Source organism: Pseudomonas sp. UBA6562, from assembly GCF_002434265.1.
Classification (GTDB): Bacteria; Pseudomonadota; Gammaproteobacteria; order Pseudomonadales; family Pseudomonadaceae; genus Aquipseudomonas.
This window is the reverse complement of record NZ_DJJS01000010.1, coordinates 123,869-138,514: the sequence shown is the minus strand read 5'-3', so window position 1 is coordinate 138,514 and position 14,646 is coordinate 123,869. Positions and strand designations below refer to the sequence as shown.

The window sequence follows — 14,646 nt, the reverse complement described above, 5'->3', positions numbered from 1 at the left end:
GATTGACACATTCAATTGGCCCCCGCTCCGCCCTGGTCCTAAAGTGCGCGCTTTCCCAACCGCTTCAGGACATCGCCATGAGCAAAAGGCCTCAGAAACACGGCCCGAACAAAGCCAAATCCATCGTCGCCCAGCCGCTGTTCCGCTGCCGCCAGGAGCGGCCCGGCAAAGGCAAAGGCAGCTACCAACGCGAAGCCTTCCAATCGAAAGATTGGGAGGCTTCTTCCTTTCTGGCGGCATGAAAGCAATCGCGGCACAGGCATGATATGGTCGTCGTCTGTCCTGTAATCCCTGGATCTGTGCATGCTCCCCAGTCTTTTCCCTCGCTGGCATTCCCGCCAATTGATCGCAGCATCCAGCCTCGTCCTGCTGGTCGCCTGTGCGGAAAAACCCACCGCCGCCGACGCCGTGCCCCTGGCACCCGCGCAACCTGCGCCCGTCGTCGGGCTAGCCACGGCCGACGTGGATGCCGGCAGCGAACTCCAACCCGTACAGACCTTCGCGCAATGGCAGGCGGGCTTCCGTGAACAAGCCTTGCAGGCCGGCATCAGCGCCAGCCTGTTCGACCGCGCCTTCTCCGGCGTCACGCCCGACATGGACGTGATCAAGGCCGACCGCAGCCAACCCGAATTCAGCCGCCCGGTCTGGGAATACCTCGACGGCGCGCTGTCGCCGCTGCGGGTACGCAATGGCAAGCGCCTGCTGCAACAGCACGCCGACCTGCTGGCCCAGCTCGAACAGCGCTACGGCGTCGATCGGCAGATACTGGTGTCGGTATGGGGCATGGAAAGCAACTTCGGCCAGTTCCAGGGCAGCAAATCGGTGATCCGTTCGCTGGCCACCCTGGCCTACGAAGGCCGGCGTCCGCAGTTCGCCCAGGACCAGCTGATCGCCGCCTTGCAGATTCTGCAGAACGGCGACATCCAGCCCGAGGCCATGCGCGGCTCCTGGGCCGGCGCCATGGGCCAGACCCAGTTCATTCCCACCACCTACAACACCCACGCCGTCGACTTCGACGGCGACGGGCGCCGCGACATCTGGAACAGCACGCCCGATGCCCTGGCCTCCACCGCCCACTACCTGCAAAGCTCGGGTTGGAAGCGCAGCCAGCCCTGGGGCTTCGAGGTTCAGGTGCCCGCAGGTTTCGACTTCTGGCAGGCCGACGGCAGCCAGCGCAAGCCGGTCAGCGAATGGTTACAGATGGGCGTCACCCTGCCCGCCGGCACCCAGCTACCGGCCGGCAGCAACGAGCTGTCCGCGGCGCTGCTGTTGCCCGCGGGCGCCCGTGGCCCGGCGTTCCTGGTGCTGGACAACTTCCGCGCCATCCTCAAGTACAACAACTCCTCGTCCTACGCCTTGGCGGTGAGCCTGCTGGGCGACCGCTTCTCCGGCTGGGGCTTCATCGCCGGCAGTTGGCCGAAAGACGATACGCCCTTGAGCCGCAGCGAGCGCATGGAGTTGCAGAACCTGCTCAATGCCAGCGGCCACCCGGCCGGCAACGCCGACGGCATCATCGGTGCCAACACCCGCAAGGCCATTCGCACCGCGCAACAGGCGCTGGGCTGGCCGGCGGATGGGTATCCGACGCACAAGCTGCTCGATAGCCTGCGCAGCCGCTGAGCCTGGCGACGCGCCGGGCAAACCTTCCGGCGCGCCAGTCAGACGCTTCGAGCGATGCCAGCCGGCCAAGCGCCGGCTTGCTCGGGCAATGCATGCGCCATCCCGAGCGCCCCGTTTCGCCTGACGCTCCAAGCACACGACCCTGCCGACGCCACAAGACGCCGGCTGTGTGCGCATCTCAAACGTCTGGCGCTACCACGAGCGACGGGCGCTGAGCAGTACCTCTGCCCGGTCACCGTACTGGCAACGGGTGGCACTGCCGCAACGGGACACGAACTGCTTGTCCAACAGATTGTTGCCCGACAACACGAAGCGCCAGTCCTCCACGTCGTAATGCACCGCCGCGTCGAGCACCGCGAACGAATCCACTCGCAGGGTATTGGCGGCGTTGGCGTAGGTCGAGCCGACGTATTGCGCGCCGGCACCGAAGCCCAGACCGCTGAACGGGCCTTCGTGCAGGGTGTAGTCCAGCCACAGCGAGCCCAGGTGACGCGGCGTCGCGGTCGGCGCATTGCCCACCGCGACATCGGTTGGCCCGCCCTTGGTGACTTCGACGTTCTGCAAGGTATAGGCACCGAGCAACTTGAGGTTGCGGGTCAGTTCGGCCGTGGCTTCGAACTCCAGGCCGCGGCTGCGAATCTGGCCCTGCTGCACGCTGGTGAACACGCTCGGGTCGGGTGAATCGGTCAAGGTGTTGTCCTGCCGCAGATCGAAAGCGGCAGCCGAGAACGTGGCGTCCATGCCAGGCGGCTGGTATTTCAGGCCTGCTTCCCACTGCTTGGACTTGAGCGGCGAATACGGCGTGCCGCCAGCGCCGCTGCCCAGCACCGGCTGGAACGAGGTGGAGTAGCTCAGGTACGGCGCCAACCCCGATTCGAACTCATACATCAGGCCGACACGACCGCTGAAAGCATCGTCATGGCTGTCCTGCCGGGTGTCCGCTAGGTTGTCTTCGCTCGTGGTGGAAACCCAATCCTGCCGACCGCTGACCACCAGGACCCAGTTGTCCAGTTTCATCTGGTCTTGCAGGTACAGGCCCGTCTGGGTCTGCACCTGATGGGTGCGGGTGTCGTTGAAGTCCGGCTTGGCGATGCTGCCGCGCAGCGCCGTGGGGTCGTACAGGTTCAGCGCATACCCGTAGTCGTAGCCTTCGCTGTCGTAGAAGTTCTGCGTGGTGAGGTTCAGGCCCATCAACAGCGTGTGGTCGACTTCGCCGGTGCTCAGGTGGCCCTGGACCTGGTTGTCGAAGTCGAAGTTGTTGAAGCTCGACGCCAGGTTCATGGCCGCGCGTTGGATGGTCTGCTGATCGCTGCTCAGGGCGTAGCCGAACAGCGCCTGGTTATCCAGATCGACATGGGAATAGCGGAAGTTCTGACGGAACGACCAGTCTTCGTCGAAGGCATGTTCGAGCAGGTACGCCAGGGAATATTGGGTCTTGTCGTAGTTCTCGTAGCTCGGATTGCTGGTCGCCAGGCGGGTGGGGATACGCTGGCCCAGATGGGTTCGGTGCACCGTGCCGTAGTACGGCAGGAAATTGTTCGAATCCATGGTGTCGTCGCGCAGGTAGCCGGCCATCACCGAGAGCGAGGTCGCCTCTCCCAGGCGAAAGGTCAGGGAGGGGGCCAGCAGCGTGCGGGTGCCATGCACCGAATCGACTTCGTTGCGGCTGGTGGTTTCCTGGGCGATCACCCGGTACAGAATGTTGTCGTTGCCCTCCACCGGGCCGGACACATCGACCCCCAGCTGATAGCGGTCATGGCTGCCGACCTGGGCGTCCACCTGCCCGCGCGCGTAGTCGGTGGGCCTCTTGGACACCATGTTGACCACCCCGCCCGGCTCGCCCTGGCCATAGAGCACCGCTGCTGGCCCTTTGAGCACCTCGATGCGCTCGAGCTGGTAGGGATCGACGCGGAACTGGTCCAGTGCGCGACCGGGCACCGCAGGCAGGCGCGTGCCGTCGAGGTAGAAGAAATCGGCGCTGAAACCGCGCAGGGTGAAGGCGTCGTTACGGGTGTCGTTGCTGTACGAAGTGTTGACCCCAGCCGTGTAGCGCAGCGCCTGGTTGAGGTCGGTGACGTTGCGGTCGTCGAGCTGTTCGCGACCGATCACGGAGATCGACTGCGGCGTTTCCTGGATCGGCGTGTCGGTCTTGGTCGCCGCACCCGCCTGGCGTGCAACGAAGCCGGGTACAGGGCCGTCGGCCCGTTCAAGTATCTGCTCGGCCGTCACGCTGGACGCCGGTAGCGCGATGCTCGTGCCAGTGCCCGCTGCCGAACTGAATGCCTCGACGGCGAATACGGGCAGGACCTGCATGCCCATGCCCAGCACCGCCAAGGTGCGCAACTGAAAACCCGCTCTCATTTCATCTCCTGATGTCCCACTGCGCTCGAACGGCGCTTCTAGGGTGCTGCCACCTATGTCCGCCGCAGGGCACGCCTGTGGCGGCGAGATTTAAATACTAATTATTATCACTTGCAACAATTTGTTACGAGGAGATGAGATCGAGCGGTTTCACAGCGCTGGGTCGGCCGCGTCGTGGACCTGACAACCAGCGCGTTTGTGCGGGCTGGGACACGCCCTGCCTTCCTTGGCAGGGCGAGCGCGCGGCCGATGCCCGCACTGACGGGTCTGTTTCGTACTGTCCACGGCAGAGCGTCAAACCGCGAACAGGGCCTGTTCCACGTGCAACGTGCGCGCCGTACTGTCGAGCCTGACCTGCGCCCCGAGCGGCAGACACACATTGGGATCGCAATGCCCGCTGCGCCACCCCGCCAATACCGGAATCCGCAAGGGCTCGAATATGTCGCGCAACAGCGGCGTCAGCGCCGACACGGTGATGCCGGCAAAATCGCCCACCAGCACGCCCTTCACACCTTGCAACAGGCCGGCCAGGCGCAGCTGGGTCAGCAGCCGGTCGACCCGGTAAAGCGGCTCATTGACGTCCTCGATGAACAGAATGCTGCCCGTCGGGCGCACCTCTGCCAGCGTGCCCAGGGTGGCGCCGAGCATCGAAAGGTTGCCGCCCAGCAAAACGCCGCTTGCCGCACCCGGAACGATCTCGGTCAACGGCCATTCGCTGGGATGGACGACCGCCGCGCCGCTCGCGAGCTGCCCAGTCAATTGCTCGAACAGCGAAGCTTCGGTGGGCTCGGCCTTGGCGCCCAGCAGGTCGGCGTTGAGCATTGCGCCATGGAAGGTGACCAGCCCGGTATGGCGCTGCAGCGCAGTGTGCAGCGCGGTGATGTCGCTGTAGCCGATCAATGGTTTGGGGTGGCGGCGGATCAGCTCGAAGTCCAGGCCGTCGAGCAGGCGCATGCTGCCGTAACCGCCGCGCATGCACAGGATGGCGTCGATGCTCGGGTCGGCAAAGGCGTCGTGCAGGTCTTGCAGGCGCTGTGCGTCACTGCCGGCGAGATACCCTTCGGCCGACGTCACGCTGGGGTACAAACGGCATCGGTAGCCGCGCTCGGCGAACCAGCGCTGGGCTTTGTCCGCGTCGAGTCGCGCAGGGCCGGCCGGGGCCACCACGGCGAAGCAGGCACCCGCGCGTAGCGCTCGGGGCAATGGGGTAACGGGTTGCAGACCGCGCATCTTCACTCCTCAAAGGCCATGGCCCTGAACGAAAAATGCCGATGGTACCTTGCGGTACACATCGGCACTGTCGGCACCTGTCGCGATCAGAGCTTGATCTTTGCTTCGTGCGCTTGCTGGTCGGCATGGTAGGACGAACGCACCAGCGGCCCGGAGGCCACGTTCTTGAAGCCCATCTTGTAGCCTTCCTCGGCGAACCAGGCGAAGGTGTCGGGGTGCACGAAACGCTGCACCGGCAAGTGGTTGCGCGACGGTTGCAGGTACTGGCCGAGGGTGAGCATGTCGATGTCATGCTCGCGCATGCGGTGCATGACCTCGATGACTTCCTCGTCGGTTTCGCCCAGGCCCAGCATCAGGCCGGACTTGGTCGGCACATGGGGCACCAGTTGCTTGAATTTCTGCAGCAGGTCGAGCGACCAATCGTAGTCCGACCCTGGACGTGCGGCCTTGTACAGGCGCGGCACGGTTTCCAGGTTGTGGTTGAACACATCCGGCGGCTCGTTGGCGGTGATTTCCAGCGCCACGTCCATGCGCCCGCGGTAGTCCGGCACCAGGGTTTCGAGCTGCACGCCCGGCGACAGCGCGCGGATCTCGCGGATGCAGTCGGCGAAGTGCTGGGCGCCGCCGTCGCGCAGGTCGTCGCGGTCGACCGACGTGATCACCACGTACTTCAGGCGCAGGTCGGCGATGGCCACGGCGAGGTTCTTCGGCTCGTCGACGTCCAGCGGGCGCGGACGACCGTGGCCGACGTCGCAGAACGGGCAGCGACGGGTGCAGATGTCGCCCATGATCATGAAGGTCGCGGTGCCGCCCGAGAAGCACTCGCCCAGGTTCGGGCAGGAGGCCTCTTCGCAGACGCTGTGCAGCTTGTGCTTGCGCAGCAGTTGCTTGATGCGGTCGACCTCGGGCGAGACCGGGATGCGCACGCGGATCCAGTCGGGCTTCTTCGGCAGCTCTTCGGTGGGGATGATCTTCACCGGAATGCGCGCGACCTTCTCGGCGCCGCGCAGCTTGACGCCGGCTTCGACTTTCTTCGGCGCCTGGCGGCGCGGTGCGTCGCTGGCGATGAGGTTCGGCACGGCTTCTTGCACAGTAGTCATATTCAGTCGATTCCGCCCGTGAGGGTCGTCTGCTCTGCGTAGTCGAGGTGCCTGACCAGCTGTTCGCGCAGCCTCGTCCTGACCTCGTCGAGTTCGATCGGGCCTGTGTGGTCGCGCAGCTGGGTCATGGCCAGCCCGGCGTACCCACAGGGGTTGATGCGGCGAAACGGCGCCAGGTCCATGTCGACGTTCAGCGCCAGACCATGGAAGGCGCAGCCGTTACGGATGCGCAGGCCCAGCGAGGCGATCTTCGCGCCATCGACGTAGACGCCCGGCGCATCGGGCTTGGCGGCGGCCTGCACCTGGTAGCTGGCCAGCAACGCCACCAGGCTGGCTTCGATACGGCTGACCAGCTCGCGCACGCCGATGCCCAGGCGGCGTACGTCCAAGAGCAGGTAGGCCACCAGCTGGCCCGGCCCATGGTAGGTCACCTGGCCGCCGCGCTCGGTCTGCACCACCGGAATGTCGCCGGTGAACATCAGGTGTTCGGGCTTGCCGGCCTGGCCTTGGGTGAACACTGGCAGGTGCTCGACCAGCCAGACTTCGTCCGGCGTGGCGTCGGTGCGCTGCCCGGTGAAACGCCGCATGGCCTCGAGCACCGGTTCGTACGGTTGCAGGCCGAGCACGCGAAACCCCAGGCAGGCGGGCATCACAGCACCATTTTCACGATGCCGGTGGCACGCAGGGCGCTGTTGATGTCGTGCAACTGGTCTTCGCTGGTCGCCACGATGTGCAGCTGCACGGTGGTGTACTTGCCTTCCTTGCTCTGGCGCTCGGCCAGGGTCGAGAGGTCGACTTCAGCGTGCTTCTTGAGGATTTCGATGACCGTGTCGCGGAAATTGACCACGGTGTCGCCGATGACCTTGATCGGGTAGTCGGCGCAGGGAAATTCGATTTTGTGCGACTTGACGTCTGCTTCGCTCATGGCGGTAACGGCCTCGTTAGCCGTGGCAACAACGAAGCCCCCACCGTGGGCGGGGGCTTGCCGGGGTCACGTGTCAGTTGAACAAGCCATAGAAGAATAGACGAATGCTATCCCACATACGGCGGATGAAGCCACCTTCCTCGACGGCTTCCAGGGCGATCAGGTCGGCGCTGTGCACCACTTTGTCGTCCAGCTTGACCTCGACCTTGCCGATCACATCGCCCTGGGCGATGGGGGCGGTCAGTTGCGGATTGAGGGTCATCGACGCTTGCAGGCGCTTGAGCTGGCCCTTGGGCATGGTCATGGTCAGGTCGTTGGCCAGGCCCGCCTTGACTTGCGAGGTGGCGCCCTTCCACACCGGCGCCTGCGCCAGTTCCGTGCCCTTCTGGTAGAAGGTCTGGGTTTCGAAGAAGCGGAAGCCGTAGGTCAGCAGTTTCTGCGTCTCGGCCGCACGGGCCTGCTCGCTGTTGGTGCCGAAGACCACGGCGATCAGGCGCTGGCCGTCACGCACGGCGGAAGACACCATGCAGTAGCCGGCCTCCTCGGTGTGGCCGGTTTTCAGACCGTCGACGGTCTTGTCGCGCCACAGCAGCAGGTTGCGGTTGGGCTGCTTGATGTTGTTCCAGAAGAACTCTTTCTGCGAGTAGATGGCGTAGTGGGCCGGATCTTCGTTGATGATCGCGCGCGCCAGCAGGGCCATGTCGTAGGCCGAGGAGTAATGCTCGGGGTTCGGCAGGCCGGTGGGGTTCATGAAGTGGCTGTTGCTCATGCCCAAGTCCGCAGCGGTCTTGTTCATCATGTCGGCGAAAGCGTCTTCGCTGCCGGCGATGTGCTCGGACAGCGCCACCGAAGCGTCGTTGCCCGACTGGATGATGATGCCGTGCAGCAGGTCGCTGACGGTGACCTGGCTGCCGACCTTGATGAACATGCGCGAGCCGCCGGTGCGCCAGGCGTTTTCGCTGACGGTGACCGGGTCGTTCTCGCCGATCTGCCCGCGGCGGATGTCGAGGGTGGCGATGTAGGCGGTCATCAGCTTGGTCAGGCTGGCAGGCGGCAGGCGCTCGTCACCGTTGTTCTCGACCAGCACATTGCCGCTTGCGGCATCCATCAGCACGTAGGATTTGGCTGCCAGTTGCGGGGCCGCTGGCACCATCTGCTCCGCCGCGAAGGCGGCAGGCATGATCAGCAGCAGCACGGGCAGGCATAGACGTTGGGCTAGTTTGGTGATGTTCATCCGTCTCTCGTAAATCGTTTGAAGGTCTGATGTTCGTGGCCGCAAGCGGCACAGGTGCCGCCTATGCGGGCCACGCCCCCACATCAATGTTCAGCGCCCTGGGAGGGGCTGGCGGGCAAAAGCGGCCATTGTACATGGCCATGCCCGCCGGTTCATGACAAAACCGACCGATCGGCTCAGTCCGCCGTGACCAGCTTGGCCTGGCCGAGGTTGGCCAGACGCACGCTGTCCTGCATCTGCTGCACTTCGCCCTGGCTGCCGATCGGCCCCAGGCGCACACGGTGCAGGGTCTGCTGGTTGCGCACGATGGAACTGATGAACACCGGCGCGCTGACCATGGTGCTCAGCTTGGAGCGCAGCAGCTCGGCCGCGTCCGGGTTGGCGAAGGCGCCGACCTGCAGGAACATCGCGCCGTTGCCGGCAGGCGCGGGGTTGCTCGCCACCTGTACGGGCACCACGGCGGCCGCGTGCTGCTGCGGCGGTGGCGTCCATTGCTCGACGCCGCCGGTGCTGGCCGGCAGGGGCTGGGTCTGCGCCACCTGTGGCTCTTTGAGCACCAGTGGTGCCGGACGTCCGCGCTGGGCCCACCACTGCTGCGGATCGATGCCTTCGACGCGCACCCGCGCGGTGCCGATCTCGGCGTAGCCGAGCTTCTTGGCGGCGGCATAGGACAGGTCGATGATGCGGTCGGAGTAGAACGGCCCACGGTCGTTGACCCGCAGGATCACGCTGCGCTGGTTGTCGAGGTTGGTCACCCGCACGTACGCCGGCAGCGGCAAGGTCTTGTGCGCCGCGCTCATGCCGTACAGGTCGTAGACCTCGCCGTTGGCGGTGTTCTGGCCATGGAACTTGGTGCCGTACCACGACGCCGTACCTTCGGCGCGGTAGTTGCTGAACTGCTGGATCGGGTAATAGGTCTTGCCCAACACCGTATAGGGGTTGGCCTTGTAGGCGCCGGTGTGCAGGGTCGGCGTGGCGTCGGGGATCTTGTTGACGTCCACGTCCCACCAGGGCGCGCCGTCCTTGTGCGCACGGTTGATGTCCAGGCCCGGCTGGGCGCGTACGATCGCGCCGCCTTTGGGCGCTTTCGCGGCGGTGGTGGTGGGACGGCTGGAAGAGCAGCTCGCCAGGACCAGCGCGGCGGTCAGGCAGCCCAGGACTTTCAAGGTGTTCGCTGTGAAGAATTCGCGCATTTAGTTGACGCCTCGTGCCTTGACCAGCTGCTCGGACAACTGATGCACCGCCATGGCATACATCACGCTGCGGTTGTAGCGGGTGATCGCGTAGAAATTTTTCAGGCCCATCCAGTATTCGGGGCCGTTTTCGCCTTCCAGACGGAACGCCGTGACCGGCAGATCGTCGGGCAGCGCATCTTGACTCGACCAGCCGAGGGCACGCAACTGAGCGACCGTGCTGGCCGGCTCGATGCCCTGGGTCAGGCCCTGGTCGGCTTGCGCGCCGCTGACCTGCGCCCGGCTGACCACCGCCTCGCCCTCGACCCAGCCGTGGCGCTGGAAGTAGCTGGCGACGCTGCCGATGGCATCGTCGGCGTTGTTCCAGATGTTGATGTGGCCGTCGCCGTCGAAGTCCACGGCATAGGCGCGGAAGCTGCTGGGCATGAACTGCGGCAGGCCCATGGCGCCGGCGTAGGAGCCTTTGAGGCTGAGCGGATCGACCTGCTGGTCGCGGGCCAGCAGCAGGTACTCGCGCAGCTCTTTGCGGAAGAAGTCGGCGCGTGGCGGGTAGTCGAAGCCCAGGGTCGACAGCGCGTCGATCACCCGGTAGTTGCCGGTGTTGCGGCCGAAGAAGGTTTCCACGCCGATGATCGCCACGATCACCTGCGCCGGCACGCCGAAGGTCTGCTCGGCACGGGCCAGGGCGGCCTCGTGCTGGCGCCAGAAGTCCACGCCGCGGGCGATGCGCGCGTCGGTGAGGAACATCGGGCGGTAGTCCTTCCACGGCTTGACGCGCTCGGCCGGCCGCGAAATGGCGTCGAGGATCGACTGCTTGCGCTCGACTTCGGCGAACACCGCCTGCAACTGCTCGGGGGCGAAGCCGTGGTCGCGGGTCATCTCGGCGACGAACGCCTGCACTTGCGGCGAGCCGTCGTAATCCCCGGCGGTGGCCTGCGCGGCCGCGCCAAGCAGGCCCAGGGCGCCGATCCACGGCATTTGACGAGCCACCCAGCCACGCACGACTTGCATGTAATTGTTCACCTTATTCAAACCTGCGCGATCCACTTGCGATGCGTGTGGATCGACATCAAAACGCCAAACGCTGACAGCAGCGTCACCAATGAAGTTCCGCCGTAGCTGATGAAGGGCAACGGCACGCCCACCACGGGCAGAAGGCCGCTCACCATACCGATATTGACGAACACGTACACGAAGAACGTCATGGTCAGGCTGCCGGCCAGCAGCTTGCCGTACAGGGTCTGCGCCTGGGCGGTGATGACCAGGCCGCGGCCGATCAGCAGCAGGTAGATGATCAGCAGCATGCAGATGCCCACCAGCCCGAACTCTTCGCCCAGTACGGCGATGATGAAGTCGGTGTGGCTTTCGGGCAGGAAGTCCAGGTGCGACTGGGTGCCCAGCAGCCAGCCCTTGCCGAACACCCCGCCCGAGCCGATGGCGGCCTTGGACTGGATGATGTTCCAGCCGGTGCCCAACGGGTCGCTTTCCGGGTCGAGGAAAGTCAGCACGCGCTGCTTCTGGTAGTCGTGCATGACGAAGAACCACATCGCCACCGCCACCGGTACTGCGGCGGCCAGCACGCTGACGATCCAGCGCCAGCGCAGCCCGCCCATGAACAGCACGAAGGCGCCGGACGCGAGGATCAGCAACGCTGTGCCGAGGTCGGGCTGGCGCACGATGAGGATGAACGGTACGCCGATCAGCACCAGGCTGATCAACACGTGCTTGAGCTGCGGCGGCAAGGTGCGCTTGGCCAGGTACCAGGCGATGGTCGCCGGCATGATGATCTTCATGAATTCCGAGGGCTGGAAGCGAATGACCCCGGGGATGTTGATCCAGCGCGTGGCGCCCATGGCGTTGTGGCCCATGACGTCGACCACCACCAGCAGCATCACCCCCATCAGGTAGGCCAGCGGCACCCAGCGCGCCATGAAACGCGGTTCGAGCTGGGCGATGACGAACATCGACACCAGGCCCAGGCCGAAGGAAGAGGCCTGCTTGAGCAGCAGGTCCCAGTTCTTGCCGCTGGCCGAATACAGCACGAACAGGCTGCCGGCGGCCAGGGTCAGGAGAATCAGCAGCAGCGGCCCATCGATATGGATGCGCTGCAGGAAGCTCGCGCGACGACGCATCACGTCTTCGCTGGAGAGCATGCGGTCGAAATTGTTCATCACGGGGCCGGTTCCTCGGCGACGGTGGCAGGCACGGCGGCGGACTTGAGCCGGCCATGTTCATCGAGCAGCCAGGCGTCCATGATCTGGCGCACCACGGGCGCGGCCACACCGGACCCCGACTCGCCGTTCTCGACCATCACCGAAATCACGATCTCGGGCTTTTCGGCCGGGGCGAAGGCGACGAACAGGGCATGGTCGCGATGGCGCTCCTGGAGCTTGTTGCGGTCGTATTTCTCGCCTTGGCGAATCGCCACCACCTGCGCGGTGCCGCTCTTGCCAGCGATGCGGTACTGCGCGCCGAGCGCAGCCTTGCGCGCGGTGCCGCGCGCGCCCTGCATCACCTGCTCCATACCGTGGGTGACCTTGTTCCAGTCGGACGGGTCGCGCAGCACGATATTGGGCATCGGTTCTTCGTCCACCGGCGGCTCGCCTTCGATGGTCTTGGCCAGGCGCGGGCGGTTCCACACGCCCTTGTTGGCGATCAGCGCGGTGGCCTGGGCCAGTTGCAGGGGGGTGGCCTGCATGTAGCCCTGGCCGATGCCGAGGATCAGCGTTTCGCCGGGGAACCAGGCCTGGCGGCGGGTGGCGCGCTTCCATTCGCGCGACGGCATGAGCCCGGCCGATTCCTCGAACATGTCCAGCGACACGCGCTGGCCGATGCCGAACTTGTTCATGTAGGTCGACAGGCGATCGATGCCCATCTTGTGCGCCAGGTCGTAGAAGTAGGTGTCGTTGGAACGCATGATCGCCGTGTCGAGATCGACCCAGCCGTCACCGCTGCGATTCCAGTTGCGGTACTTGTGGTCGTAGTTGGGCAGTTGGTAGTAGCCGGGGTCGAACACCCGGCTGCCGGCGTTGATCACGCCGCTGTCGAGGCCGGCGATGGCCACGGCGGGCTTGATCGTCGAGCCTGGCGGGTACAGCCCGCGCAGCACGCGGTTGAACAGCGGCCGGTCGATCGAGTCGCGCAGCTCGGCGTAGGCCTTGAAGCTGATGCCGGTGACGAACAGGTTGGGATCGAAGCTCGGCTGGCTGACCATCGCCAGCACCTCGCCGGTACGCGGATCGAGCGCCACCACGGCGCCGCGCCGTCCGCCCAGCGCCGCTTCGGCGGCCTCCTGCAGCTTGATGTCCAGGCTCAGCACGATGTCCTTGCCGGGCTTGGGGTCGGTGCGCTTGAGCACGCGCAGCACGCGGCCGCGGGCGTTGGTCTCGACCTCTTCGTAGCCGACCTGGCCATGCAGGGCGCTCTCGTAGAAGCGCTCGATGCCGGTCTTGCCGATGTGGTGGGTGCCGCTGTAGTTGATCGGGTCGAGGGTCTTGAGCTCTTTCTCGTTGATCCGCCCCACATAGCCCACCGAATGGGCGAAATGCGCGCCCTGGGGGTAGTGCCGCACCAGTTGCGCCACCACTTCCACGCCGGGCAGGCGGAACTGGTTGACCGCCACGCGGGCGATCTGCTCTTCGGTCAGTTCGAACAGGATCGGCACCGGTTCGAACGGCCGACGCCCCTGGCGCATGCGCTTTTCGAACAGCACGCGGTCGTCTTCGCTCAGTTGCAGCACTTCGACGATGGCGTCGAGCACCTGGGGCCAGTCGCTGCCGGCGCGCTCGCGGGTCATGCTCAGGCTGAAGCTGGGCCGGTTGTCGGCGATGATCACGCCGTTGCGGTCGTAGATCAGCCCACGGGTGGGCGGAATCGGCTGCACGTGCACCCGATTGTTCTCCGACAGCGTGGAGTGGTAGTCGTACTGCACGACCTGCAGGAAGTACAGGCGCGCGACCAGCACGCAGATGAGCAACGTGACCGCCACGGCGCCGACCACGACGCGCTTGCGCACCAGACGGGCGTCTTTCTCGTGGTCCTTGAGGCGGATCGGCTGCGACATCGGTCAGGCTTACAGGCTATTTGTGGTAGGGATGCCCGGACAGCACGGTCCAGGCGCGGTAGATCTGTTCGCCGATCAGTATCCTTACCAACGGGTGCGGCAGTGTCAGCGGCGACAGCGACCAGCGCTGTTCGGCCCGCGCGCACACCTGCGGGGCCAGCCCCTCGGGGCCGCCGACCATCAGGTTGACGGTGCGCGCATCGAGGCGCCAGCGGTCGAGCTCGCCCGCCAACTGCTCGGTGCTCCAGGGCTTGCCGTGCACTTCGAGGGTGACGATGCGCTCGCCCGGCTGCACCTTGCTCAGCATGGCGTCGCCCTCCTGACGGATCAGGCGGGTCACGTCGGCGTTCTTGCCGCGGGTGTTCAGCGGGATTTCCACAAGCTCCAGCGCCATCTCCGTAGGCAGGCGCTTGGCGTATTCGTGCCAGCCTTCCTCGACCCACTTGGGCATGCGCGAACCGACCGCGATCAGGCGCAGACGCATGGCGCCGACCTATTCCCGGTCCTTGAGCTTTTCGAAGTAGTCGTGGGTGCTGTTCTCGGGGCTGTGGTGCTTGCCGTCGGCGGCGCGGCTCTGCTCGGCGCCGACCCACAGACGCTCCAGGTCGTAGAACTGGCGGGCAGCGGCGGTCATCATGTGCACGATGACGTCGTTGAGGTCGAGCAGCACCCAGTCGCTGTCGCCCTTGCCTTCTTCGCCCAGAGGCTGCGCGCCCTTGGCCTTGACCGCTTCCCGGACCTTTTCCAGCATCGCGTTGATCTGCCGGTTGGAGGTACCGGTGGCGATGATCATGTAGTCGGTGAGGCTGTGCTTGTCGCGGACGTCGATCACCTGGATGTCTTGGGCCTTGACGTCTTCGAGCGCCGATTTGGTCAGCTCGACCAGTGCTTCGCCATGGATTTTCTGCTTGGTCATATCA

14 protein-coding genes are annotated in these 14,646 nt (G+C 65.3%); 2 read left to right on the top strand and 12 right to left on the bottom strand.

The window, feature by feature from the left end:
• Positions 1-77 precede the first annotated feature (77 nt).
• Together arfA and B4M43_RS20555 are read left to right on the top strand one after the other, a co-directional pair.
• The gene (arfA, locus tag B4M43_RS20560; protein ID WP_296269297.1) at positions 78-242 is read left to right on the top strand and encodes an alternative ribosome rescue factor ArfA; all 165 of its coding nucleotides are present in this window, start codon (positions 78-80) and stop codon (positions 240-242) included.
• A 61-nt stretch (positions 243-303) separates the two neighbouring features.
• A complete protein-coding gene (locus B4M43_RS20555; RefSeq protein WP_296269296.1) occupies positions 304-1,620 on the top strand; it encodes a lytic murein transglycosylase in 1,317 nt (438 codons plus the stop codon).
• Between the two features lie 192 nt (positions 1,621-1,812).
• Here B4M43_RS20555 and B4M43_RS20550 read toward each other — a convergent pair whose 3' ends face one another.
• The 12 genes from B4M43_RS20550 to rsfS all read right to left on the bottom strand — a co-directional run bounded on the left by B4M43_RS20550 (position 1,813) and on the right by rsfS (position 14,642).
• Positions 1,813-3,981, bottom strand: coding sequence for a TonB-dependent siderophore receptor (locus tag B4M43_RS20550; RefSeq protein WP_296269295.1), 2,169 nt, complete (start codon positions 3,979-3,981; stop codon positions 1,813-1,815).
• A 294-nt stretch (positions 3,982-4,275) separates the two neighbouring features.
• Entirely contained in the window at positions 4,276-5,211 is a 936-nt protein-coding gene (locus tag B4M43_RS20545; RefSeq protein WP_296269294.1) for a S66 peptidase family protein, read from the bottom strand.
• 86 nt (positions 5,212-5,297) lie between these two features.
• Positions 5,298-6,311: a lipoyl synthase gene (gene lipA, locus B4M43_RS20540; protein ID WP_296269293.1), complete on the bottom strand. Its 1,014-nt coding sequence runs from the start codon at positions 6,309-6,311 to the stop codon at positions 5,298-5,300.
• 2 nt (positions 6,312-6,313) lie between these two features.
• Entirely contained in the window at positions 6,314-6,961 is a 648-nt protein-coding gene (gene lipB, locus B4M43_RS20535; protein WP_296269292.1) for a lipoyl(octanoyl) transferase LipB, read from the bottom strand.
• Positions 6,961-7,236: a DUF493 domain-containing protein gene (locus B4M43_RS20530; RefSeq protein ID WP_028695514.1), complete on the bottom strand. Its 276-nt coding sequence runs from the start codon at positions 7,234-7,236 to the stop codon at positions 6,961-6,963. The genes lipB and B4M43_RS20530 overlap by 1 nt, the downstream gene beginning before the upstream one ends.
• Positions 7,237-7,309: 73 nt before the next feature.
• Positions 7,310-8,470, bottom strand: a complete 1,161-nt coding sequence (locus B4M43_RS20525) for a D-alanyl-D-alanine carboxypeptidase family protein (RefSeq protein ID WP_296269291.1) — start codon at positions 8,468-8,470, stop codon at positions 7,310-7,312.
• Between the two features lie 176 nt (positions 8,471-8,646).
• Positions 8,647-9,663 carry a septal ring lytic transglycosylase RlpA family protein gene (locus B4M43_RS20520; RefSeq protein WP_296269290.1) on the bottom strand — a complete coding sequence of 339 codons (1,017 nt, stop codon included), beginning with the start codon at positions 9,661-9,663 and terminating at the stop codon, positions 8,647-8,649.
• Entirely contained in the window at positions 9,664-10,674 is a 1,011-nt protein-coding gene (mltB, locus tag B4M43_RS20515) for a lytic murein transglycosylase B (RefSeq protein ID WP_296269289.1), read from the bottom strand.
• A 17-nt stretch (positions 10,675-10,691) separates the two neighbouring features.
• Positions 10,692-11,795, bottom strand: coding sequence for a rod shape-determining protein RodA (rodA, locus tag B4M43_RS20510; protein WP_296269390.1), 1,104 nt, complete (start codon positions 11,793-11,795; stop codon positions 10,692-10,694).
• Positions 11,796-11,833: 38 nt separating this feature from the next.
• On the bottom strand, positions 11,834-13,726 hold the full coding sequence (mrdA, locus tag B4M43_RS20505; RefSeq protein WP_296269288.1) for a penicillin-binding protein 2: 1,893 nt from the start codon (positions 13,724-13,726) through the stop codon (positions 11,834-11,836).
• Positions 13,727-13,742: 16 nt separating this feature from the next.
• Positions 13,743-14,210: a 23S rRNA (pseudouridine(1915)-N(3))-methyltransferase RlmH gene (gene rlmH, locus B4M43_RS20500; RefSeq protein WP_296269287.1), complete on the bottom strand. Its 468-nt coding sequence runs from the start codon at positions 14,208-14,210 to the stop codon at positions 13,743-13,745.
• 9 nt (positions 14,211-14,219) lie between these two features.
• A complete protein-coding gene (gene rsfS / locus B4M43_RS20495) occupies positions 14,220-14,642 on the bottom strand; it encodes a ribosome silencing factor (RefSeq protein ID WP_296269286.1) in 423 nt (140 codons plus the stop codon).
• Positions 14,643-14,646 lie beyond the last annotated feature (4 nt).

Excerpts from the sequence above, each read along its gene's own strand:
- arfA (WP_296269297.1), top strand. The coding sequence starts at position 78 with ATGAGCAAAAGGCCTCAGAAACACGGCCCGAACAAAGCCAAATCCATC.
- B4M43_RS20555 (WP_296269296.1), top strand. The coding sequence starts at position 304 with ATGCTCCCCAGTCTTTTCCCTCGCTGGCATTCCCGCCAATTGATCGCA.
- B4M43_RS20550 (WP_296269295.1), bottom strand. The coding sequence starts at position 3,981 with ATGAGAGCGGGTTTTCAGTTGCGCACCTTGGCGGTGCTGGGCATGGGC.
- B4M43_RS20545 (WP_296269294.1), bottom strand. The coding sequence starts at position 5,211 with ATGCGCGGTCTGCAACCCGTTACCCCATTGCCCCGAGCGCTACGCGCG.
- lipA (WP_296269293.1), bottom strand. The coding sequence starts at position 6,311 with ATGACTACTGTGCAAGAAGCCGTGCCGAACCTCATCGCCAGCGACGCA.
- lipB (WP_296269292.1), bottom strand. The coding sequence starts at position 6,961 with ATGCCCGCCTGCCTGGGGTTTCGCGTGCTCGGCCTGCAACCGTACGAA.
- B4M43_RS20530 (WP_028695514.1), bottom strand. The coding sequence starts at position 7,236 with ATGAGCGAAGCAGACGTCAAGTCGCACAAAATCGAATTTCCCTGCGCC.
- B4M43_RS20525 (WP_296269291.1), bottom strand. The coding sequence starts at position 8,470 with ATGAACATCACCAAACTAGCCCAACGTCTATGCCTGCCCGTGCTGCTG.
- B4M43_RS20520 (WP_296269290.1), bottom strand. The coding sequence starts at position 9,663 with ATGCGCGAATTCTTCACAGCGAACACCTTGAAAGTCCTGGGCTGCCTG.
- mltB (WP_296269289.1), bottom strand. The coding sequence starts at position 10,674 with ATGCAAGTCGTGCGTGGCTGGGTGGCTCGTCAAATGCCGTGGATCGGC.
- rodA (WP_296269390.1), bottom strand. The coding sequence starts at position 11,795 with ATGCGTCGTCGCGCGAGCTTCCTGCAGCGCATCCATATCGATGGGCCG.
- mrdA (WP_296269288.1), bottom strand. The coding sequence starts at position 13,726 with ATGTCGCAGCCGATCCGCCTCAAGGACCACGAGAAAGACGCCCGTCTG.
- rlmH (WP_296269287.1), bottom strand. The coding sequence starts at position 14,210 with ATGCGTCTGCGCCTGATCGCGGTCGGTTCGCGCATGCCCAAGTGGGTC.
- rsfS (WP_296269286.1), bottom strand. The coding sequence starts at position 14,642 with ATGACCAAGCAGAAAATCCATGGCGAAGCACTGGTCGAGCTGACCAAA.